Raw genomic sequence first — 21,691 nt, 5'->3', positions numbered from 1 at the left:
GGTTTTGTTTAATATAAAAAAACCCACAGCACTTTTAATAATTACTAAAAGAAACAATGGGGTATTACATAAATTTTTTATGATTGTAATACAATCAATGTTTGTACAAATCTACAAAAGATTTTGAAAAAGACATTAAAAAATAATAACATCTGTAAGGTGTTTCACTTACAGATGTTCAGTAATATTATTTTTTAGCTTCTTCGATGTAAGAAATAGCTTGACCTACAGTAGCAATGTTTTCAGCCTGGTCGTCTGGAATTTGGATGTCAAATTCTTTTTCGAACTCCATAATTAGCTCAACAGTGTCTAATGAATCAGCTCCTAAATCGTTAGTGAAGCTTGCTTCTGTTACAACTTCGTTTTCGTCAACACCTAATTTGTCTACGATAATCGCTTTTACTCTTGATGCAATGTCTGACATAATCTTTAATTTTAATTTTTATTAGTTGGCAAAAATAAAAAACTTTATTTTAATACAACTTTTTTAGTTAATAAATCTTACCACGAATTTAAAAAATTAATTTCACAAAGACGGTCAATTTTAATTATTTATCATTTATTATCCTTTTTTTTGCATAATAAAATCAAAGGATAAATGAAAAAGATTGTAATATTTGCTTCCGGTTCGGGATCCAATGCCGAAAAAATCATATTACATTTTAAAAACAACAGTCAAGGAAACGTGGTCGCAGTGTTGTCTAACAATCTGCATGCCAAAGTTTTGGAAAAGGCGGAAAATAATGACGTACCTACGGTAATTTTTGATAAAACTGCCCTTTCAGACGGAACGGTTTTAAGTAAAATCAACGAAATCCAGCCTGATTTGATTGTCCTGGCCGGTTTCCTTTTGAAATTCCCCGAATCGATTATTGCGGCCTATCCCAATAAAATTGTAAACATCCATCCGGCACTGTTGCCAAAATACGGTGGCAAAGGAATGTATGGGATGCATGTCCACAAGGCTGTTTTGGAGAATAAAGAAACAGAAACCGGAATCTCCATTCATTATGTAAATGAACATTATGACGAAGGAGGGATCGTTTTCCAGGCCACAGCCAATATCGAAAAATGCCAAACACCCGAAGAAATAGCTGAAATAGTTCACCAGCTCGAGCACTTGCATTATCCTTCCGTTATTGAAAAACTCATCACCAAATAATTCCCGGATGCTGAATTCAAACCACGAAGTACATATCTATACTGATGGAGCTGCTAAAGGGAATCCCGGCCCTGGAGGTTACGGGGTTGTCATGGAGCTTGTCGGGTCGCCTTATAAAAAAGAATTTTACGAAGGATTCCGCCATACTACTAATAATAGGATGGAATTGCTGGCCGTAATTGTCGGTCTGGAGAAGCTGAAAAACCCCAATACGAAGGTTTTAGTAGTTTCCGATTCGAAATATGTAGTGGATTCGGTAGAAAAGAAATGGGTTTTCGGATGGGAAAAGAAAGGCTTTGCCGGAAAGAAAAACCCGGACCTCTGGGCGCGTTTCTTAAAGATATACCGCAGGCACCAGGTAGATTTCAAATGGATAAAAGGCCATAACAACCATCCTCAGAATGAACGTTGCGATGCTTTGGCGGTCATGGCTTCCGCCCAGGAAAAGCTGTCCGTAGATGCTTTTTACGAAAATAACCAGGACGATTAAATTCCCATAAAAATCGGTTAGTAATTCCGAAAACTAAATCGTACATTTGCACCTTTAATTTTCAATTCATTTTATGAACAAATTATTAATTGTTGGAACGGTTGCTTTTGATGCAATCGAGACACCTTTTGGAAAAACCGATAAAATATTAGGAGGCGCAGGAACGTATATTGGTCTTTCAGCTTCAAATTTTAATTTGCAGTCCGCCATTGTTTCCGTTGTTGGGGAAGATTTCCCGCAGGAATACATCAATCTGCTAAAAGACAGAAACATAGATATTTCAGGTCTTGAAGTGGTAAAAGGAGGAAAAACGTTCTTTTGGAGCGGAAAATACCATAATGATTTAAATTCGAGGGATACATTGGCAACAGAACTGAATGTACTGGCCGATTTCCAGCCGAAAGTACCTCAGGATTTCAAAAATGCCGATGTTGTCATGCTTGGGAATTTGCACCCTATCGTGCAGAGCAGTGTCCTGGACCAAATGGAAACCACACCGAAATTAGTGGTGTTGGATACTATGAATTTCTGGATGGACTGTGCTTTGGAAGATCTTCTGAACGTTATCAAACGTGTGGATGTCATTACAATCAATGATGAGGAGGCGCGCCAGCTTTCGGGAGAATACTCTTTAGTGAAAGCAGCAGCAAAAATCCAGGAAATGGGGCCAAAATACGTAGTGATCAAAAAAGGAGAGCACGGCGCATTATTGTTCCATGACAAACAGGTTTTCTTCGCACCGGCATTGCCGTTGGAGGAGGTTTTCGATCCGACCGGAGCAGGAGATACCTTCGCGGGAGGTTTTGCAGGATTTATCACGCAGAGCGAAAACATTTCATTTGAAAACATGAAGAGCGCGATTATCCACGGTTCGAACCTGGCTTCTTTCTGTGTGGAAAAGTTCGGGACAGAAAGAATGATTGCCCTTACAAAAGAAGAAGTGCATGCGAGATTGAAACAATTCAAATCGCTAACACAATTCGACATAGCATTATCATAATACGAAGCCCTGGACAATGTTTGGGGCTTTTTTTATTTACTTAACTACAACACAACAACATGAGTGACGCATTAAAACACGAATGTGGCATTGCCCTTTTAAGATTGAAAAAACCATTGGAGTTTTACAAGGAAAAGTACGGAACAGCTTTTTACGGAGTTGAAAAAATGTACCTCCTTTTGGAAAAACAACACAACAGAGGCCAGGATGGAGCAGGATTGGCCAGCATAAAACTTGATGTAGAAGCAGGCCAAAGGTATATCAGCCGTATCCGTTCCAATCAGGCACAGCCGATCCAGGATATTTTCGGGCAGATTAACCAGCGCATTGCTGATGAACTCGAAGCACACGAAGAATACCGCAATAATGTGGCCCTTCAAAAAGCCAATATCCCGTATGTTGGGGAATTGTTCCTGGGCCATGTCCGTTATGGGACTTTTGGGAAAAACAGCATTGAGAACGTCCATCCTTTCTTGCGCCAGAACAACTGGATGCACCGCAACCTGATTGTGGCTGGTAACTTCAATATGACCAATGTCAAAGAGCTTTTTGAAGATTTGGTCCGATTGGGGCAACACCCGAAACAAATGGCGGATACAGTTACCGTAATGGAAAAAATAGGCCATTTCCTGGATGATGAAGTAACTGATTTGTACCAGGAGTGTAAGAATGAAGGATTGTCCAAGCGTGAAGCTTCTCCGGTCATTGCCGAAAAGCTGGATGTAGCCCGTATTTTAAAACGAGCTTCCAAAAACTGGGATGGTGGTTATGCCATGGCAGGGCTTTTAGGGCATGGAGATGCTTTTGTAACCCGTGATCCGGCAGGAATCCGTCCGGCATATTATTACCAGGATGATGAAATCGTAGTAGTAGCTTCGGAAAGACCGGTAATACAAACGGTTTTCAATGTTCCTTTTGAAAGTATCCAGGAAATTACACCAGGCCATGCGCTTGTCATTAAGAAAGACGGAAGGGTTTTGGACGAAAAAATAAGAGAAGCGCTGCCACTTAAGGCATGTTCTTTTGAAAGGATTTATTTTTCAAGAGGAAGCGATGCGGAAATTTACCAAGAGCGTAAAGACCTTGGAAAATTAATCCTTCCGGCGGTTCTGGAAACCATCAATAACGATACGGACAATACGGTTTTTTCGTATATCCCGAATACGGCCGAAACTTCGTTTTACGGAATGGTCGAAGCAGCCCAGGATTTTCTCAACCAAAGGAAAATCGCCGACATTTTAGCCAATAAGGAAGCCTTAAGTACGGAAAAACTTCAAGAGATACTTTCAGTGAAGCTTCGTACGGAAAAAGTGGCCATAAAAGACGTAAAATTAAGGACTTTCATTACCGAAGACAGTAGCCGTGACGATTTGGTCGCGCATGTATACGATGTAACCTATGGTGTGATAAAGCCTACCGATAATTTAGTCATTATTGATGATAGTATTGTCCGTGGAACGACATTGAAGAAAAGCATTATCAAGATGATGGACAGGCTTCATCCTAAAAAAATCGTTATTGTTTCATCAGCACCGCAAATACGTTATCCGGACTGTTACGGAATCGATATGGCCAAACTGGAAGGTTTGGTTGCCTTCAGGGCTGCATTGGCACTTCTTAAAGAAAGAAACCTGTACCACATTGTTGACGAAGTTTACGTAAAATGCAAAGCACAGGAAAACCTAAGCGACAGCGAAGTGGTCAATTATGTCAACGAAATCTATGCGCCGTTTACCGATCAGGAAATTTCAGATAAAATTGCAGAAATGCTAACGTCTTCATCGGTAAAAGCGGAAGTGAAGATTATTTTCCAAACCGTTGAAAATTTGCACAAGGCCTGTCCTAAAAATTTAGGCGATTGGTACTTTACGGGGAATTATCCTACAGACGGCGGAAACCGTGTAGTGAACAGGGCTTTCATGAATTTTTACGAAGGAAAAGATGCCCGCGCCTATTAAATTTCGGTAATTATGCTTTTCAACGATTATTTGTACAATTCACCGATTTTATTTGGCAACAGCTTAACCGCAATATACATTTGCTTCACCATTACATAAGTAGGTTAAGTTTATGGTAGATTTGGGGCAAAAAAGGTAGAACTAAACTTCTACCTTTTTTATTTTATACCACTTCCTGAAAACCCAAATAAAGAGTACTCTTACAAAAAAAAATTTCTACGGCTTTTTTTAACTAAATTCAGTTAAATGCCCTTCTAACTAAATTTAGTGAGACGCTCAAAATAATATGCCACATATCGACTTTATTGGTTTTTCACCGATTTTATTTGGCAACAAAACAACCACCGTATATCTTTGACTCACCATTACATAAGTAGGTTAAGTTTATGGTAGATTTGGGGCAAAAAAGGTGAAAGCAATTTCACCTTTTTTATTGAAATTAAATTAAATAATACGAAAAAGCCGGAAAGATATCTTTCCGGCTTTTTCAATATACTGAAGGGCGTTTATTTCGCTGCTGCGTAACGTCTGGCTACTTCATCCCAGTTAATTACATTGAAGAATGCTTCAATATAATCCGGTCTGCGGTTTTGGTAGTTTAGGTAATAAGCGTGTTCCCACACGTCCATTCCCAGGATTGGTGTCCCGCCGCAGCCTACTCCAGGCATCAATGTGTTGTCCTGGTTAGGAGTTCCGCAAACTTCCAGTTTCCCGTCTTTTACGCAAAGCCATGCCCAACCGGATCCGAATTGTGTTGCTCCAGCCTTAGAGAATTGCGCTTTGAATTCTTCAAAATTCCCAAAAGCTGCGTCAATAGCAGAAGCCAATTCGCCAGTTGGCAAACCGCCTCCGTTTGGAGACATTACGGTCCAGAAAAGATTATGGTTGAAAAAACCGCCGCCATTGTTACGGACTGCGCCTTTTGTCAAATCGAGGTTCTTTAGGATTTCTTCAATGCTTTTCCCTTCCAAATCTGTTCCGGCAATGGCTGCGTTTAGGTTTGTGGTATAAGCATTATGATGTTTGGAATGGTGGATTTCCATTGTCCTTGCATCAATATGTGGTTCTAATGCATCGTATGCATAGGGTAATTTCGGTAGTTCGAATGCCATGATATAAAATTTTAAATGATTAGTATTTAATTCAAATCAAAATTAAACATTTAACTTTGGAAAAGGAAATAGTATTTTTTTATTTCACTATAAAGTAAAACTCTAATCGCTTTTATTTGAAAACTCCTGCTTTCTCCATATACAATGCTTCAGCCGGCTCAGGGAAAACGTATACCTTGGTCAAGGAATACCTTAAAATCATCTTAACCTCCAGGAAAGATGACGCTTACCGGAATATCCTGGCCATTACCTTTACCAATAAGGCTGTGCATGAAATGAAAAGCAGGATTATAGGCAGCCTGTTTGATTTTACCAAAGAAAACCCTTCCGGGAAGTCCGTCGGCCTGATGCAGGACATTAGCCGTGAAACCGACCTGGACCTCATTCAGATTACTGCCAAAGCCAAAGCGATTATCAAAAACATCATCCATAATTATGCGGCTTTTGATATTTCGACCATAGACAAATTCACGCACAAAGTAATCCGCTCTTTTGCTTTTGACCTGAATTTGCCGGTTACTTTCGATGTTTCGCTCGATACTGAAAACCTGTTGCAGGAAGCGGTTGATGCGATTGTCGCCCAGGCTGGTGAAGATCCGGTCCTGACCAAACTGCTGATTGATTTTGCCATGGAGAAAACCGATGATGACAAATCATGGGATGTTTCCAATGAAATCATGAATACCGGCCGGCTGATCCTCAATGAAAATTACAGGGAAGAAGTCCGGCTGCTGCAAAACAAAACCATTCCAGAGTTTATTCACCTAAAGAAGAAACTGGATGCCTTATGCGATCAGTTGCAAGAGCAGAGCATTGACCTGGCCAAAAGATCGCTTTCAATGATGGAGCAAAACGGGATTGAGCACAATTCCTTTTATTCCAGTTATGTGCCGAAGCATTTTTTAAAACTGGTTTCAGGCGAAATGACCAAGCACACCGGGCATTATAAATACCTTGAAGCATCGGAAGGCAAACGCTATGCGGCCAAAACACCGCAGGATCAGAAAAATGCAGTCGATACTATTGCAGAAGCATTGCTTGAAAACCTCAGGCAAATAAACGCCATTGCCGAAAAATACCTTTTTTACAAAGCTTTCCTGAAAAATATCACGCCTCTTTCGCTGCTCAATACCGTCAGCAACCAATTGGCTAAAATCCAGGAAGAACAGAATATATTGTCTATTTCCGAATTCAACCGGCTAATCAACGAACAGATTCAAAACCAGCCGGCGCCTTTCATTTATGAACGCCTGGGCGAAAAATACAAGCATTTTTTTATCGATGAGTTCCAGGATACTTCCGAAATGCAATGGCAAAACCTGATTCCGTTAATTGACAATGCCTTGTCCAGTGAAGATTTACAGGGAATACAGGGCTCGCTGATGATTGTTGGCGATCCCAAACAGTCCATTTACAGATGGCGCGGCGGGAAAGCGGAGCAGTTCATCCATTTGGCCAAAACCGGCAACCCTTTCAGCAATAAGGACAAGGAAGTTTTTGACCTGGGCTCCAATTACCGGAGCTATGATCAGATCATTGATTTCAACAATGATTTTTTTGCGTTTGTGGCACAAAAATTTTCAAATGAAGATTACAAGGATTTGTACGAAAACCAGAGTTTCCAGCATTCAAATGAAAAAAAAGGAGGCTATGTGAATATTTCCTTTGTTCCAAAACCGGAAAACGATGCGGCATATGAAGATGAGGAAGAGAACACTTCCCAGGAAGACATGTACCTTAAAGCTACTTTGAGAACGATTGAAAAAGTGAGGAAAGAAGGGTTTTCATACGGCGAAATAGTACTCTTGACCCGAAACAATAAATACGGCATTTTGCTGGCTAATTATTTGACAGAAAATGAAATACCGGTTATTTCTTCTGAAAGCTTGCTCATCAATGCTTCGTCGGAAGTAAAATTCATCCTGAACCTGCTGGCTTACCTCAATGACAAAAAAGATATAGAATCCCTGGCAAATGCCTTGTATTATTTGGCCAGGAACATGGCAAACGAAGTGGTGGTCCATGATTTCATCTTTACCGGGATCCAATTCAAAAAAGAAGAGGAGCTGGCACAATGGCTGCTTCATTTCGGGTTGGACCTTCCGTTTCAAAACATCCGCAAAAAATCATTGTATGAAATCGTGGAATTCCTGGTCTCAAAATGCATCCTGCCTAAAAACAATACCGCTTATGTCCAGTATTTCTTGGATATTGTCCTGGAACGGGATGTCAAATACCAGTTGAGTATCCCTGATTTCCTGGAGTATTGGGATAAAAGCGGTTACAAACTGAGTGTACCTTCTTCTGAAAATTCGGATTCGATCCGCATCATGACGATCCATAAATCGAAAGGGCTGGAATTCCCGGTGGTGATTTTTTCCTTTGCGGAAGAAAATTACAGTGCCAACAAAAGAGAGAAAATGTGGCTGGATTCTGAAACCGATGATTTGGATTTCAGTAAATTCCTCATTGACAAATCCAGCAAAGTGAATGATTTTGGCGAAAATGCAGCTGCCGTCTATAGTCAGAAATCCCAGGAAGACCTACTGGATAATAGTAATGTCTTATATGTTGCACTTACCCGGGCAGAGGAGCAATTGTATATCATTTCAGGGATGAATATCGGAAAAAAAGGAGACCTGCCTAATAATTTGTCTTCGCTTTTTATCGAATTCCTGCAAGATCGTGCTGGCTTTGATCCTGCGGTCCTCTCGTATGATTTTGGCCGTCCGGAAAAAATATCCGAGAAGAAAAACGTACAGCAGGAACCGGTCAAAATCAAATCGGTTGCTTCGGTGATTCGTCCGGAGGCGATCAAGATTGCACAAAGAGAGGCGCTTATGTGGGGAACCCATCAATTAAGCGCGATAGAATTCGGGAATGTCCTGCACGAAGTGCTCTCTTATGTCAATACACGACATGATATTTCCCTGGCGGTTAAAAAAGCATTGGAAAACGGATTGATTACCGAAAATCAAAAACAAGAAGTAGAAAAAACGATTGCTGAAATTGTTTCCCATCCGGATTTGAAAGATTTTTTTGACGAAAACGCAGCGATTTTCAACGAGCAGAATATCCTCAAAAAAGGAACCAGGACCATCAAGCCGGACAGGGTGGCAGTTTTGGGGAACAACGCGTACTTGCTGGATTACAAAACAGGAACCCATCAGCCAAAATACGCGAAACAACTCGATGAATATGAAGCTGCCTTACAGGAAATGGGCTTCAGTGTCCTGAAAAAAACATTAATATATATAGGGGAAAATTTAGAAATAGTACATTTGTAAACCTAATTAGTAAAAATCAAATACATATAAAAATGTACGGAAAGATTCAACAACACTTACAAAACGAACTGCAGGCAATTGAAGATAACGGGATTTTCAAAAAAGAAAGAATCATTACCTCGCCGCAGGGAGCGGAAATCACTATTTCTACCGGGGAAACCGTTTTAAATTTCTGCGCTAACAATTACCTGGGATTGTCTTCCCATCCGGAAGTGGTCCAGGCGGCGAAAGATGCTTTGGATTCGCATGGTTTCGGAATGTCATCCGTACGTTTCATCTGCGGGACACAAGACATCCACAAAACCCTGGAAAGGAAAATTGCAGATTTTTACGGAACCGAAGATACTATTTTATATGCTGCTGCTTTTGATGCTAACGGAGGGGTTTTTGAACCTTTGTTGGGAGAGGAAGATTGTATTATTTCGGATAGCCTGAACCACGCGTCCATTATTGACGGTGTCCGTTTGTGCAAGGCAGCCCGTTACCGTTACGAGAATTCCAACATGGAAGACCTCGAACAACAATTAATCAAGGCCAATGCCGAAGGAAGACGTTTTAAGCTAATCGTAACTGACGGTGTTTTCTCTATGGACGGATTGGTGGCGCCATTAGATAAAATCTGCGACCTTGCAGATAAATACGATGCTATGGTTATGGTGGACGAATGCCATGCTGCCGGATTCATCGGAGCGACCGGAAAAGGGACAATGGAAGCCAAAAAAGTTTTAGGGCGCGTTGATATCATTACCGGGACATTAGGAAAAGCACTAGGAGGTGCTATGGGAGGTTATACCACTGCCAAAAAAGAGGTAATCGAGATTTTACGCCAGCGTTCCCGCCCGTATTTGTTCTCGAATTCATTGGCTCCATCTATCGTGGGTGCTTCAATTAAAGTTTTCGAATTGCTCGAGAAAGATACTACTTTAAGAGACAAGCTGGAATGGAACACCAACTACTTCAAGGAAGGCATGAAAAAGGCCGGGCTGGACATTATAGATGGTGATTCTGCAATTGTTCCCGTAATGCTGTACGATGCCAAATTATCTCAGGTCATGGCCGATAAATTACTGCAAAAAGGCATCTATGTTATTGGCTTCTTCTATCCTGTGGTGCCAAAAGACAAAGCAAGGATCAGGGTGCAATTATCTGCGGCTCATACAAAAGAACATTTAGATAAAGCTATTCAGGCTTTTACAGAAGTTGGAATAGAACTTAATGTGATAAAAAAATAATTTTTTTTTGTTTTTTATTGGTTTTTTTTAACAATTCATTTTGTAATTAATTATTTACGACTTACTTTTGTCACAATAACGTATTGTAATCAAATAAAATTAAGTATGAAACATCTTAACAAACTTTTTGTTTCCATGTTGATGATTGCTGGGTTAAGTGCTACTGCACAAGACAGCAACAACCCATGGGCAATATCTTTCGGAGCGAATGCAGTAGACAATAGAACTAGTGCTAGTCCGAGAGATTTTAATTTAAAAGATCACTTTTCACAATTTTTTGACGTAAAAGATCATTGGAACATCCTTCCTTCGGTTTCTTACTTAACTGTTTCAAGAAATGTTGGTGGTAATTTCTCTGTTGGAATTACAGGATCTGTTAACAAAATCACTAAATGGGTTGACTGGGTTCCAGGACAATCAGCTAACACTACTACAGTTTCTAATCCTGGGGATTTAATGTATTACTCAGCAGATGGAAACATCAGATATAGCTTAAAAAACCTTATCGGTTCTAAATGGTTTGACCCTGCTGTTAACGTAGGTGGAGGTTACACTTGGTTAGAGGATAAATCTGCCGGAACAGCTAACATTGGTGGTAGTTTGACTTTTTGGTTTACTGAGCAAGTTGGTTTATCTTTAAGCTCTACTTACAAAAAAGCATTTACAGACAGAAACGGATTCGGTGAGTTCGAAGTTCCTTCTCTTTTCCAACACATGGCTGGTTTAACTTTCCAATTCGGAGGTAAAGATACAGATGGTGACGGAATCTATGACAAAGACGATGCTTGTCCAGATGTAGCTGGTTTACCTGCATTCCAAGGTTGTCCTGATACTGACGGTGACGGAATCGCTGATAAAGACGATGCTTGTCCGGATGCTGCTGGTACAAAAGAATTGAACGGTTGTCCTGATACTGACGGTGACGGAATCGCTGATAAAGACGATGCTTGTCCGGATGTTGCTGGTTTACCTGCATTAAACGGATGTCCAGATGCTGACGGTGACGGTCTTGCTGATAACAAAGACAAATGTCCTACTGTTGCTGGTCCAAGAGAAAACGGAGGTTGCCCATGGCCAGATACTGACGGAGATAGCGTTTTAGATAAAGACGATAAATGTCCAGATGTAAAAGGTACTGTTGCTAACAATGGTTGTCCTGAAGTAAGCGAAGATGTAATCAAAAGATTAAATGACTACGCTAAAACTATCTTGTTCAACTCTGCTAAAGCTACTTTCCAACAACAAACTTACCCAGTATTACAATCAATTGTTGCGATCTTAAAAGAGTACCCAACTTCTAACTTCTCAATTGAAGGTCATACAGATAGCGACGGTAAAGATGCTGCTAACCAAAAATTATCTGAAGACAGAGCTGCTGCTGTTAAAAACTATTTGATCGAAAATGGTATTGACTCTGCAAGATTATCTTCAGCTGGTTTCGGAGAATCTAAACCAATTGCTACCAACAAAACTAAAGCTGGTAAAGCTCAAAACAGAAGAGTAGAAGTGAAATTAGTTAAATAATTTCTTTCTAAAATATATTTCTAAAACGTCCCGGATTCGGGACGTTTTTTTTATTTTTATAGAATGTCAAACCAGTCTTTTCTTGAAATCTTAACTAGGCAATTGCTTTCGGATCCCGCTTTGAGCCTTTCCGAAATGACGATTGTCTTACCCAATAAAAGAGCTAAAATTTTTCTTTTGGAATCGTTCAAATCCAATTTGGACCGATTTACCTTTGCTCCGGAAATAATAAGTATTGAAGATTTTATACAGGAAATAGCCCAGGTCCGATCTATAGATTCGATTGAATTGCTTTTCGAATTTTATGACCTCTATTTGTCGGTTACCCCAAAAGAAAAACAACAATCGTTCGAGCTGTTTTCCAATTGGGCGAAAACCCTGCTTCAGGATTTTAATGAAATTGACCGCTACCTTCTTAAACCCGGCCACGTGTTTTCGTATCTTCAGGATATTGAAGTTATAAAGCGATGGGGTATAACGATGGAAGACCGAACAACGTTAATAGACAATTACCTGGAATTTTGGAAACTGCTCCCGTTGTATTACGAAAACCTTTATAGCCATTTGAAAAATAAAGGGATCGGTTACCAAGGGTTGATTTATCGTGAAGCGGTTAGCAAACTGGACGAATTTTCAGCTTCAATGCCTAAAAAACGATTTGTTTTTGCCGGATTCAATGCCTTGAACCAGGCGGAGGAAAAAATCATCCAATACCTGATATCAGTTGACAAAGCTTCTGTTTATTGGGACGCAGATGCCGCTTTCCTGAATGATCCTTCGCATGACACTGGTCTTTTCCTGAGAAGGTTTAAAAGCAGCTGGCCCCATTACAAAGCGCATCCGTTTGAATGGATTGTCAATGATTTTTCGGCTGAAAAAAATATTCGGGTAATTGGGACTGCAAAATCCATCGGCCAGGCCAAAATTGCAGCCAGCCTTATTGAAGATTTGATTTCCGATGCGTCTTTTTCCTCATTGGATAAAGTGGCCATAGTCCTGGGCGACGAAAACATGTTAATCCCGGTGTTGCATTCTTTGCCCCAAAGCGTAGGAAGCCTGAATATTACTATGGGCTATTCGAGTAAGAACAATCCAATCCAGGTGCTGATTGCCAAACTCTTTAAAATGCACGCCAACGCATTGAACAGAAGCGAATCAAGTTATGTCTTTTACTATAAGGATATTCTGGATGTGTTGACCAATCCTATTGTCGAATCGTATGTGTTTGCCTCTGGTTTGGTCGAAACCATCAAAAAGAACAATTACACCTTCATTACACATCAAAAGGTATTATCACTACAAGAAAGGCAGAACGACCTGTTCCGGCTGATATTCCAGAAATGGCATAGGAAACCTATAGAGATCCTGGAAAGTATTTCGGAAATCTTATTGATGGTAAAGGCCAACCTCAATTCGGATTCTGAAGACGACAAAGTGGTCAAAACCTTTTTGTATTCGATTTATAAAGTCATCAATAAACTCATCACGTATTGTTCCAAAAACGAGCATGTCGATTCTGTACAGACGCTGCAGGCCATTTACAAACAGGTGATCGATGTGGCTGAAGTTTCGTTTGAAGGAGAACCGTTGTCCGGGCTGCAGATTATGGGTGTGCTTGAGAGCCGTGTCCTGGATTTTGAAACGGTCATCATCACTTCATTGAACGAAGGGAAATTCCCGGCCGGAAAAACAGTAAATTCGTTTATACCGTATGATGTGAAACGTGAGCTGGGCCTTCCGACGTATAAAGAAAAGGATGCCATTTATACCTATCATTTTTACCATTTGCTGCAGCGCGCCAAAAATATCTTCCTGCTTTACAATACGGAAAGCGAAGGGTTGGATGGCGGGGAAAAAAGCCGTTTCATCACACAACTGGAAGTCGAAAAACAACCCAAACATACGCTCACACATACCATTATACAGCCAACGGTGCCTACGATTGCTTACGAACCTATGAGTATTTCGAAGTCGGAAGCGGTGGTAAGCCGTTTGAAAGAAATTGCAACGGGAAAAGGATTTTCTCCTTCCGCACTGACTTCCTACGTACGAAACCCGGTACAGTTTTATTTCCAGCGGGTATTGTCTATCCGGGAATCGGAAGAAGTGGAAGAGAATATCGCCTTAAACACTTTGGGGACCATCATCCATGAAACATTGGAAGAATTGTACAAACCAGTGATCGGGAAGTTCCTGTCCGTAGCCGACCTAGATAATATGTTGCTTGTTGCCGATGAGGAAGTACTGAAGCAGTTTAAGGAAATATACAAAGAAGGCGAAGTCAAAAAAGGAAAGAACCTGTTGGCTTTTGAAGTGGCCAAACGAAATGTCTTCAACTTTCTCAATGAGGAGAAAAAAAACATTGAAAACGGAGATGCGGTGCAAGTCCTTGCCCTTGAGGTAGATCTGGAGGAAAATATTGACGATTCCAGGCTTCCTTACGCGGTAAAAATAGCCGGGAAAGTAGACAGGATAGAAATCCGGAACGGCAAGATCCGGATTATCGATTACAAAACCGGAAAAGTAGACAAGAACAGCGTGCAGCTCAAGGAATGGGACGGATTGACACTTGAGATCAAAAACGACAAGATCATCCAGCTGCTGTGTTATGCTTTTATGTTCGGGAAAGAGGCCGGTGAGAGGGAAATGGAAGCTGGAATTATTTCCTTTAAGAATATGAAGGGTGGTTTCCTGCCTTTTGCAGTCAAAGAAGGCAAAGAAACCTTCACCGCTATTAACCCCGGGATATTGGAGCTTTTCAAAACGGAAATCATTTTGTTGATTACTGAAATTTTAGACCCGGGGATTCCTTTTGAGGAAAAACTCCAGTAAAAAAGAACAAGCCAAAAAAATTAAAACTGATTTGATAGTATACATGAAAAAGAAGTATTTTTTATACATTGTTATTGCTGGAATTTTGCTGTTCTTTTCCATACCCGCATTTCATCTTTTGAAAACGTATTGGAATGAGGATGAAATAAGAACGGTTGTTCCCAAAGGATATACAAATGATGCCAGCGGATTGAACTTGACCAAAGTTGATTCTATCATTGATGTTCCGCATTCGAAGGAAGCGATTGAGGAACAATTGAAGGAATTGCTAGCCTTTTCAAAAATGAAGCAAATTCCTCTTTCCATAGCAGGGGCAAAGCACAGCATGGGAGGACATACCATGTATCCGGACGGTATTGTTGTAAACATGCGGCCATACAACCACATGAAACTGGATGGTGATGTACTGACTGTGGGTTCTGGAGCTTTGTGGGAAGAAGTCATCAATTATCTGGATAAATATAAAAAATCGGTGGCCATCATGCAGGCTTTCAGTTCATTTTCTGTTGGAGGTTCAATGAGTGTCAACGGGCATGGATGGCAAAAGAACGCGCCTCCCATGTCTTCGAGTGTGTTGTCTTTTACTTTAATGAAAGCCGATGGAGAGATCGTAACGTGCAGCAGAACCGAAAACAAAGAATTATTCAGCCTGGTTATTGGAGGTTATGGCCTGTTTGGGATTATTTTAGATGTAAAACTGAAGGTTGTTGATAATGAGAACCTGAACTTTAACCGTTTTAAATTTGAATCCACAAAATACCTGAGCTATTTTAGGAGATATGCCCGTGATGATGAGAAAGCCAAGCTGGTTTTTGGAAGATTGAACATCTCGGAAAAGGATTTTCTGGAGTATGCCACCCTAAATGTCTTTACTTCTTCGAAGACACCGTTATCCGATGCGCAAAAACCGGAGCACAGCCAGAAATCGAACGAAATCAAAAGGATTATCTTCAGAAGTACGGTAAACAGTGAATATGGCAAACGGCTTCGTTGGGATTTGGAAACCGAATTAAGCAAATTTTCTTCAGACGAAAATTTTTCAAGGAATGAAGTCCTGAATGACAATGTGGCTTTAATTGAAAATAAAGACAGTACTTCGACTGATATCTTGCAGGAATATTTTATTCCCGAAAGGAATTTCAATGAATATATCCAGGCATTGAAGAAAGACCTCAGAAATACCCAAATAGACTTGCTGAATATTACTATCAGGGATGTGTACCAAGACCATGACAGTTATATGAATTATGCCAGGGAAAATGTTTTCGGGTTTGTATTTCTGTTTAACCAAAAAAAGAACCCTGAGGATGAAGAAGCCATGAAGAAGCTGACCCAAAAACTCGTACAGACCGCAATAAGAATGGAAGGAACCTACTATTTGCCCTACCGTTTGCATGTTGAAAAAGAAGCCATGCGGAAGGCATATCCGCAAAGTGATGCTTTTTTCCAACTGAAACTGAAATACGACCCGGATCAAATATTCAAGAATAAATTCTACGATTACTACAAATAAACGAACGACTGTTTTAAAAACGAATACGATGCATATGAAAGCAATTTTATCAGGATTTTTGTTCCTTATGTTGACCGGTTTTGCGGTCCTTGAAAATAATGTGGAAGGATTGACGGTCACCTTCAGGAAAATTTCGGAAGATTATATTATTTTAGAATCGATACCGAATTCTATGAGGCCTTCTTATGTGTATTCCAACATGATTGAAGCTAATGAAAATATGATGTTTGTTAAAATGAAGCTGATTTTTAAGAATGAGGGAACCAAAGACTGTGTCTTTAATATGGACGATGTTTATATTTCAACGCCGCAAGACAGTTTGTACCGTTTCCACAGTTTTCAGGGGAAATATGATTCTCAAACCGTCATTAAGCCACAAAAACAAATCAAGCGGATTTTATATTTTGAATTTCCGAATGATGTGACGCCGAAAGAATTGTTTATTGAAAACCGAAGATTCCCAATCCGGGTCGAATAATCTTAACAAGTCCTGAAGAAATCCAGTAGTACCGGGCCCAATTCTTCCTTGTTTTCGATAGCGGTCATATGGCCGTCCGGAAAGGATGCGAATTGTACAGATGTGCCTTCGAGCTGTTTTTTGTTTTCGGTATAATTGAGTACAGGATCTTTTTCGCCCAAAACCAATAAGATAGGAAAATCGGCAAGATGCAGCAGTTTTTCACGGTCTTTACGGATTTTCATCCCTTCGAGTGCCGCGACGATTCCTTGGAGTGGCGTTTTCAAGGCTTCGATTTTTACGGCTTCTATGGCTTGGGAGAGTTTTTCCCGATTGCCTTCACTGAATAAATTCGCAATAGACATCCGGATGAAAGCGGTGTAGTCTTTTTTGACTGCAATTACGGCCCTGTCCCGGTTTGCCTTGCGTTCATCGCTGTCTTGGTAAGAAGTGGAGTTTAACAGCACCATGCCCTTGATGTAATCCGGATACAATTCGGCGAAAGCCAAGCTCACATAACCACCCATGGAATGCCCGGTAAAAATAGCCTTCTTGATGTGCAGGTGGTCTAAAACGGCATGGACGGCATCGGCCATATCTTCCATCGTGTGAATGTAACCGAGGCATCCGGTCTGGCCGTGCCCCAATAAATCTATAGTAATAACATGGTATTCCCTGGCAAAGGTTTCCTGGTAATAATCCCACATGGTTGCATTTTCCAGAAAACCGTGCAGTAAGATCAGAGCTGTTCCTTTCCCGGTTTCAGAATAGGCAATTTGGATGTTTTTATAGAGAAGCTGTTTCAAAATAGGATGGTAAGGGTTGCAATAATTTGCAAAAATAAGGTTTTATTTTGGTTTCCATAGGTAAAATGGAGGTGTGGCGGCAAAGGGAACCGCGAGATTATATCTAATGTTGACTATTTACCGGTGCAAGCAATTTTTGGATAAAGGCGGCAGATGCTTCCAAAACAACCTCTGGCGCTTCCTTGTGGGGCGTGTGCTGTATGGCGGGGATAATGAATGCTGATGCATCTCCTTTGGTTTGTGCCGTTATTTTAGCTACTTGCTCCAAGGTACCGTATTCATCGTTTTCTCCTTGCATGATTAGTGATTGGCATTGGATGAAAGGCAGGAAATTTTCAATGTTCCAGCTTTTGAAGGTATTGCTTGTCCAAGTGGATGCCCAGGCCCAAAACATAGCCTCTGTTTTGTCACCATGGTATTTTTCCAATTTGGTTTTCAGGTCTGTGGTCTGGTAGAGCTGGATGGCTTCCCTAATACCGTTGAGGGTAACATCTTCTACTAAAACATGCGCTCCTTCGGTTAGGATGCCTGTTATTTTTGCCGGATATTTTGCTGCGGCGATCAGTGCTATGGAACCACCGTCACTGTGCCCGAAAAGGATGGCTTTTTCAATGGCCCAATAGTCCAGTAGTTCAGCCAGGATATCAGCTTCCCTTTCTATGTAATAATTATCGCGCCCGGCTTGTGTGAACGGACAGGACTTCCCGTACCCCTGCCGGTCGTAGACAAGGACATTGCAGGAGCTCATTTCGCCCAGTTTTTGCGGAAAATCCCGCCATAGCTCTATACAGCCTAAGGAGTCATGCAGGAAAATGATGGTGGGCCTGCCTGGATAATGGTTTGTTCTTGTAACGGCAATATCAACCAGTGAAAAATTGGTGTTAGTTTGCATAACGAAAGGCATCAATTGTTTTCGGTTAAAGCATAAATGGCAAAAGAAGCCAGCCAATGCCCGCCACCGTAACCGCTTTCAAATATGACAGGTAGTGATTTTTCGATAAATAGATTGGCAGTTTTCTCGAAACGGAGCTTTAACGGATGGCTTTTAGGCAAAGCCGAAGCAATACTTTTCATATTCCAGGCTCTACTGAAAGAGAGACCGTCCAGGTGTACAATCTGATAATCGCTGCGGTCACTTACTACCGGGAGTGTACAGATTTGCTTGATCCCAGCTTCTGTAAAATAGGGGTTGATCCATTTTAAGAATTCTTCTTTAGACAAAACACGTTTCATAATATCTGCTTCCTGTAAGCTCGGTGAAAAGAAATCGGTCCCGTCTGGTTCTAAATAAGCGGGGATGGCCGAGTTGGGGTAATAAAAATCGCGGGCTTTTTGGGCTATTAGTTGCACCATGAACATTTCGTTTGTGGCTTTTGCCCAATCATAAGCAAAGCAAAGCCCGAAAGCCGTATTAGGATGGACGCCGGTGCGGTTGGGATAAGTTTGTTTAGTCAGGTAGAGTTTCCAGAGGGAAACAATCTTAGTAGTCAAGGGGAGCAGTGAAGTGTGCCATTTTCGGCCCTGCTCTGTATTCCAGGTGTATAATTCTTGGTCCAGTTTTAATAACCAGGCCCAACCATAGGTTCTTTCGTAGGTTTCAGATGCTGTGTATTTTCCAAAATAAGCAGCTTCGGCTTCCATTTTGTCTTTTTGAAAGGAATGGTCGAGCACGGTAATAATAGAATCTTTATTTTTAAGGTTTGGGAATTCTTTTAAGAGTTTGACCAGCATCCAATGCCCGTGTACGCTGCTATGCCAATCCAGGCAGCCGTAGAAAGCAGGATGCAGTTCGCTTGGCAATAAAGTAGCATCTGTTTTGGAATCGGAAAGATGCGAGGTTTTGTTAGGGAATTCAGTGTTGATGCAATGCAATGCCAGCCGGCTTAACTTGATTGCCGTTTCTTCGGTTAGTTTTTGCTGTGAAAACAAAGAGCAGGAAACAAAGAGGGACAGGATAAGGATTCTCATTGTGGTTGGATTACTGTTAGTACACAAATTTAGCCAAGAATTTTTTGAAATTGCTTTTCTTGCACAATAAAAAAGGCCTACACTGCTGCAGACCTTTATTATGGGACGGATAGGGTTTAATCTTTCAGGAACCCTTCGATTTCTCCAAAATAGTTGTATTCGGCGTCAAGCCATCCGTAATGTTTGCATTTTTCGAGCAAAACCAACCGGGCATTGGGAAATGTGTGCAGTGCCAATTCTCCTATTTCATTGCTGATGATATCCTGTTTCCCCTGGATAATCAGGACCGGCCTTTTGAAGGATTTCAATTCCTCTTTGCAATCGAATTGCATCTTTTGCAAATCATTCCACACCAAACTGTTGATGGTCATGTTGGATTGCGTCAGCCTTTCGGCAATAATAGGGATGAATTTCCGGTCAAAAACATACGCCGGAGCCATAGCACGGCCTCTTCCCAAGCGGGCTTTATGGCTGGTGTCGCCATTTTCGATCTTGTTATTCCAATAGCGTAAGGAGTCTTTTTCGGCTTTGCTTAAATGGGAATCGATAAGATTGGGGCCGTTGAGCAGTTTCAGGTCGACACCTCCGGAAGAAGATAAGATCAATTTATCAATATGTTCCGGATGCAATGTCGCATAATAAGAAGCCAGCATACCTCCAAACGAGTGGCCCAGGACAGACCATTTGTCAATCTTAAGGTGCTTGCGCAATACTTCGATATCCGCAACCATTTTTTTCATATTGATTGTGGAACTATCCAAAACCGACAATGCTGATTTACCTGTTCCTCTCTGATCGTAAATAATCGTCAGGTGGTTTTTGGCCAATTTCCTGGCCATAGCTTCAAATCCGTTACTGTTCATCCCGGGGCCACCATTGATGATGAGTATGGGAGTACCGGAGCCAAATGTCCTGAAATAGGTTTGGCTGGCATCTGCATTGACGGCATACCCTTCAGTTTGAGCAAAGGAATAAGTGGCAAACAGGAAGAAAAATAAGGCGTAGTATCTTTTCATGATTCTTTTACGAATTCATCAGGCTTTCAATCTCTTCCACTTCGATAGGGATATTGCGCATCAGGTTAAAAGCTGGGCCGGAAGACTGGATAACTACATCATCTTCAATACGGATCCCAAAACCTTCAGCAGGAATATAAATCCCTGGCTCTACGGTAAAGACCATGTTGGGCTGCATCGGTTCGTGCAACAAGCCGTAATCGTGCGTGTCAAGCCCCATATGGTGCGACGTGCCGTGCATGAAATATTTTTTGTAGGCTGGCCAGTCCGGGTTTTCGTTTTGGACATCGGCTTTGTCAATTAAGCCCAGGCCTAGCAATTCGGAGGTCATGATTTTGCCCACTTCGATATGGTATTGTTTCCAAAGGGTGCCCGGAGCCAGCATTTTTGTGGCTTCGTTCTTAACGTTCAAAACGGCATTGTATACTGCTTTTTGCCTGTCTGAAAATTTTCCGGAAACGGGAATTGTACGGGTCATGTCGCTGGAATAGTTGGCGTATTCGGCACCAACATCCAAAAGAAGTAAATCACCGGCTTTGCACTGCTGGTTATTTTCGATATAGTGCAGGACGTTCGCATTGTTGCCCGAAGCGATAATTGGCGTATACGCAAATCCTTTGGAACGGTTGCGCAGGAATTCATGGGCGAATTCAGCTTCGATTTCGTATTCCATGACATTCGGTTTCACAAAATCAAGGACACGGCGGAATCCTTTTTCGGTAATCGTACAGGCTTCCTGGATCAAATCAATCTCTTCGCTTTCCTTAATAGAACGGATGCGTTGTAAAATTGGATTGGATTTCTCGACTTTATGGGCAGGATAGTTTTCTTTCCACCATTTGATGAAACGGGCCTCGCGTGTTTCCGTTTCGATAGTCGCACGGTAATGTTCGTTTGTATTGATGTAGATGGTTTCGGAATAGGCCATGATTTCCTTCAGTGTTTTATGGAAATCCTGCAGCCAGATAACGGTTTTTACCCCAGATACGGCAAAAGCACGGTCTTTGGTGAGTTTTTCGCCTTCCCAAACCGCAATATGCTCGTTGGTTTCTTTTAAGAAAAGAATCTCTTTTAAATGCTCATAAGGGGCATCCGGGAAAAGCAACAGGATGCTTTCTTCCTGATCCACGCCGCTTAGGTAAAAAATATCCCTGTGCTGCGCAAAAGGCAAGGTGCTGTCGGCAGAAACAGGATAAATATCGTTGGAATTGAAGATGGCCACACTGTTGGGTTTCATTTGAGCCGTAAATTTCGCACGGTTTTTAATGAATAAATTCCGGTCTATCTGATGGTATTTCATAGTAAGTAAATTTAAGAAGCTCAAATTTAGAAAG

At 41.2% G+C, this 21,691-nt stretch carries 17 protein-coding genes; 10 read left to right on the top strand and 7 right to left on the bottom strand.

Going from position 1 to position 21,691, the window contains the following annotated elements:
• Window positions 1-187: 187 nt before the first annotated feature.
• The gene (locus E4635_RS06135) at window positions 188-424 is read right to left on the bottom strand and encodes an acyl carrier protein (RefSeq protein WP_007137004.1); all 237 of its coding nucleotides are present in this window, start codon (window positions 422-424) and stop codon (window positions 188-190) included.
• Window positions 425-598: 174 nt separating this feature from the next.
• On the opposite strand from E4635_RS06135, the gene purN reads away from it, so the two are divergent.
• From purN to E4635_RS06115, 4 genes are all read left to right on the top strand, one after another.
• Window positions 599-1,162, top strand: a complete 564-nt coding sequence (gene purN, locus E4635_RS06130; RefSeq protein WP_135525749.1) for a phosphoribosylglycinamide formyltransferase — start codon at window positions 599-601, stop codon at window positions 1,160-1,162.
• A gap of 7 nt (window positions 1,163-1,169) precedes the next feature.
• Window positions 1,170-1,652 carry a ribonuclease HI gene (gene rnhA / locus E4635_RS06125; RefSeq protein ID WP_135525748.1) on the top strand — a complete coding sequence of 161 codons (483 nt, stop codon included), beginning with the start codon at window positions 1,170-1,172 and terminating at the stop codon, window positions 1,650-1,652.
• Between the two features lie 73 nt (window positions 1,653-1,725).
• Complete coding sequence (locus E4635_RS06120) at window positions 1,726-2,652, top strand: PfkB family carbohydrate kinase (RefSeq protein WP_135525747.1); 927 nt, start codon at window positions 1,726-1,728, stop codon at window positions 2,650-2,652.
• Window positions 2,653-2,711: 59 nt separating this feature from the next.
• Window positions 2,712-4,610: an amidophosphoribosyltransferase gene (locus tag E4635_RS06115; protein ID WP_135525746.1), complete on the top strand. Its 1,899-nt coding sequence runs from the start codon at window positions 2,712-2,714 to the stop codon at window positions 4,608-4,610.
• Window positions 4,611-5,116: 506 nt separating this feature from the next.
• Here the strand turns inward: E4635_RS06115 and E4635_RS06110 are convergent.
• On the bottom strand, window positions 5,117-5,722 hold the full coding sequence (locus tag E4635_RS06110) for a superoxide dismutase (protein WP_135525745.1): 606 nt from the start codon (window positions 5,720-5,722) through the stop codon (window positions 5,117-5,119).
• A gap of 116 nt (window positions 5,723-5,838) precedes the next feature.
• Between E4635_RS06110 and E4635_RS06105 the strand changes: the two genes are divergently transcribed.
• From E4635_RS06105 to E4635_RS06080, 6 genes are all read left to right on the top strand, one after another.
• Window positions 5,839-9,009, top strand: coding sequence for a UvrD-helicase domain-containing protein (locus tag E4635_RS06105; protein WP_135525744.1), 3,171 nt, complete (start codon window positions 5,839-5,841; stop codon window positions 9,007-9,009).
• 32 nt (window positions 9,010-9,041) lie between these two features.
• Window positions 9,042-10,241, top strand: coding sequence for a glycine C-acetyltransferase (gene kbl, locus E4635_RS06100; protein WP_135525743.1), 1,200 nt, complete (start codon window positions 9,042-9,044; stop codon window positions 10,239-10,241).
• A 105-nt stretch (window positions 10,242-10,346) separates the two neighbouring features.
• On the top strand, window positions 10,347-11,765 hold the full coding sequence (locus E4635_RS06095) for an OmpA family protein (protein WP_135525742.1): 1,419 nt from the start codon (window positions 10,347-10,349) through the stop codon (window positions 11,763-11,765).
• Between the two features lie 63 nt (window positions 11,766-11,828).
• Window positions 11,829-14,597 (top strand): PD-(D/E)XK nuclease family protein, encoded by a 2,769-nt coding sequence (locus E4635_RS06090; RefSeq protein WP_135525741.1) that lies wholly within the window; start codon window positions 11,829-11,831, stop codon window positions 14,595-14,597.
• Window positions 14,598-14,715: 118 nt separating this feature from the next.
• Entirely contained in the window at window positions 14,716-16,110 is a 1,395-nt protein-coding gene (locus E4635_RS06085) for an FAD-binding oxidoreductase (RefSeq protein ID WP_211518737.1), read from the top strand.
• A gap of 34 nt (window positions 16,111-16,144) precedes the next feature.
• Window positions 16,145-16,588, top strand: coding sequence for a hypothetical protein (locus E4635_RS06080; protein WP_135525739.1), 444 nt, complete (start codon window positions 16,145-16,147; stop codon window positions 16,586-16,588).
• Between the two features lie 2 nt (window positions 16,589-16,590).
• Here E4635_RS06080 and E4635_RS06075 read toward each other — a convergent pair whose 3' ends face one another.
• The 5 genes from E4635_RS06075 to E4635_RS06055 all read right to left on the bottom strand — a co-directional run bounded on the left by E4635_RS06075 (window position 16,591) and on the right by E4635_RS06055 (window position 21,657).
• Window positions 16,591-17,373, bottom strand: coding sequence for an alpha/beta fold hydrolase (locus E4635_RS06075; RefSeq protein ID WP_135525738.1), 783 nt, complete (start codon window positions 17,371-17,373; stop codon window positions 16,591-16,593).
• A gap of 103 nt (window positions 17,374-17,476) precedes the next feature.
• On the bottom strand, window positions 17,477-18,265 hold the full coding sequence (locus E4635_RS06070; RefSeq protein ID WP_135525737.1) for an alpha/beta fold hydrolase: 789 nt from the start codon (window positions 18,263-18,265) through the stop codon (window positions 17,477-17,479).
• An 11-nt stretch (window positions 18,266-18,276) separates the two neighbouring features.
• On the bottom strand, window positions 18,277-19,341 hold the full coding sequence (locus E4635_RS06065) for a DUF2891 domain-containing protein (protein WP_135525736.1): 1,065 nt from the start codon (window positions 19,339-19,341) through the stop codon (window positions 18,277-18,279).
• Window positions 19,342-19,457: 116 nt separating this feature from the next.
• Window positions 19,458-20,357 (bottom strand): alpha/beta fold hydrolase, encoded by a 900-nt coding sequence (locus tag E4635_RS06060; protein WP_135525735.1) that lies wholly within the window; start codon window positions 20,355-20,357, stop codon window positions 19,458-19,460.
• 7 nt (window positions 20,358-20,364) lie between these two features.
• Window positions 20,365-21,657 carry an aminopeptidase P family protein gene (locus tag E4635_RS06055; protein ID WP_135525734.1) on the bottom strand — a complete coding sequence of 431 codons (1,293 nt, stop codon included), beginning with the start codon at window positions 21,655-21,657 and terminating at the stop codon, window positions 20,365-20,367.
• Between the last annotated feature and the right edge of the window lie 34 nt (window positions 21,658-21,691).

This window comes from Flavobacterium humi (assembly GCF_004745595.1).
Lineage (GTDB): Bacteria > Bacteroidota > Bacteroidia > Flavobacteriales > Flavobacteriaceae > Flavobacterium > Flavobacterium humi.
This window is presented reverse-complemented; position numbering and strand designations above follow the sequence as displayed.

Coding starts and splice junctions, on each gene's coding strand:
- E4635_RS06135 (WP_007137004.1), bottom strand. CDS start 424: ATGTCAGACATTGCATCAAGAGTAAAAGCGATTATCGTAGACAAATTA.
- purN (WP_135525749.1), top strand. CDS start 599: ATGAAAAAGATTGTAATATTTGCTTCCGGTTCGGGATCCAATGCCGAA.
- rnhA (WP_135525748.1), top strand. CDS start 1,170: ATGCTGAATTCAAACCACGAAGTACATATCTATACTGATGGAGCTGCT.
- E4635_RS06120 (WP_135525747.1), top strand. CDS start 1,726: ATGAACAAATTATTAATTGTTGGAACGGTTGCTTTTGATGCAATCGAG.
- E4635_RS06115 (WP_135525746.1), top strand. CDS start 2,712: ATGAGTGACGCATTAAAACACGAATGTGGCATTGCCCTTTTAAGATTG.
- E4635_RS06110 (WP_135525745.1), bottom strand. CDS start 5,722: ATGGCATTCGAACTACCGAAATTACCCTATGCATACGATGCATTAGAA.
- kbl (WP_135525743.1), top strand. CDS start 9,042: ATGTACGGAAAGATTCAACAACACTTACAAAACGAACTGCAGGCAATT.
- E4635_RS06095 (WP_135525742.1), top strand. CDS start 10,347: ATGAAACATCTTAACAAACTTTTTGTTTCCATGTTGATGATTGCTGGG.
- E4635_RS06090 (WP_135525741.1), top strand. CDS start 11,829: ATGTCAAACCAGTCTTTTCTTGAAATCTTAACTAGGCAATTGCTTTCG.
- E4635_RS06080 (WP_135525739.1), top strand. CDS start 16,145: ATGAAAGCAATTTTATCAGGATTTTTGTTCCTTATGTTGACCGGTTTT.
- E4635_RS06070 (WP_135525737.1), bottom strand. CDS start 18,265: ATGCAAACTAACACCAATTTTTCACTGGTTGATATTGCCGTTACAAGA.
- E4635_RS06065 (WP_135525736.1), bottom strand. CDS start 19,341: ATGAGAATCCTTATCCTGTCCCTCTTTGTTTCCTGCTCTTTGTTTTCA.
- E4635_RS06060 (WP_135525735.1), bottom strand. CDS start 20,357: ATGAAAAGATACTACGCCTTATTTTTCTTCCTGTTTGCCACTTATTCC.
- E4635_RS06055 (WP_135525734.1), bottom strand. CDS start 21,657: ATGAAATACCATCAGATAGACCGGAATTTATTCATTAAAAACCGTGCG.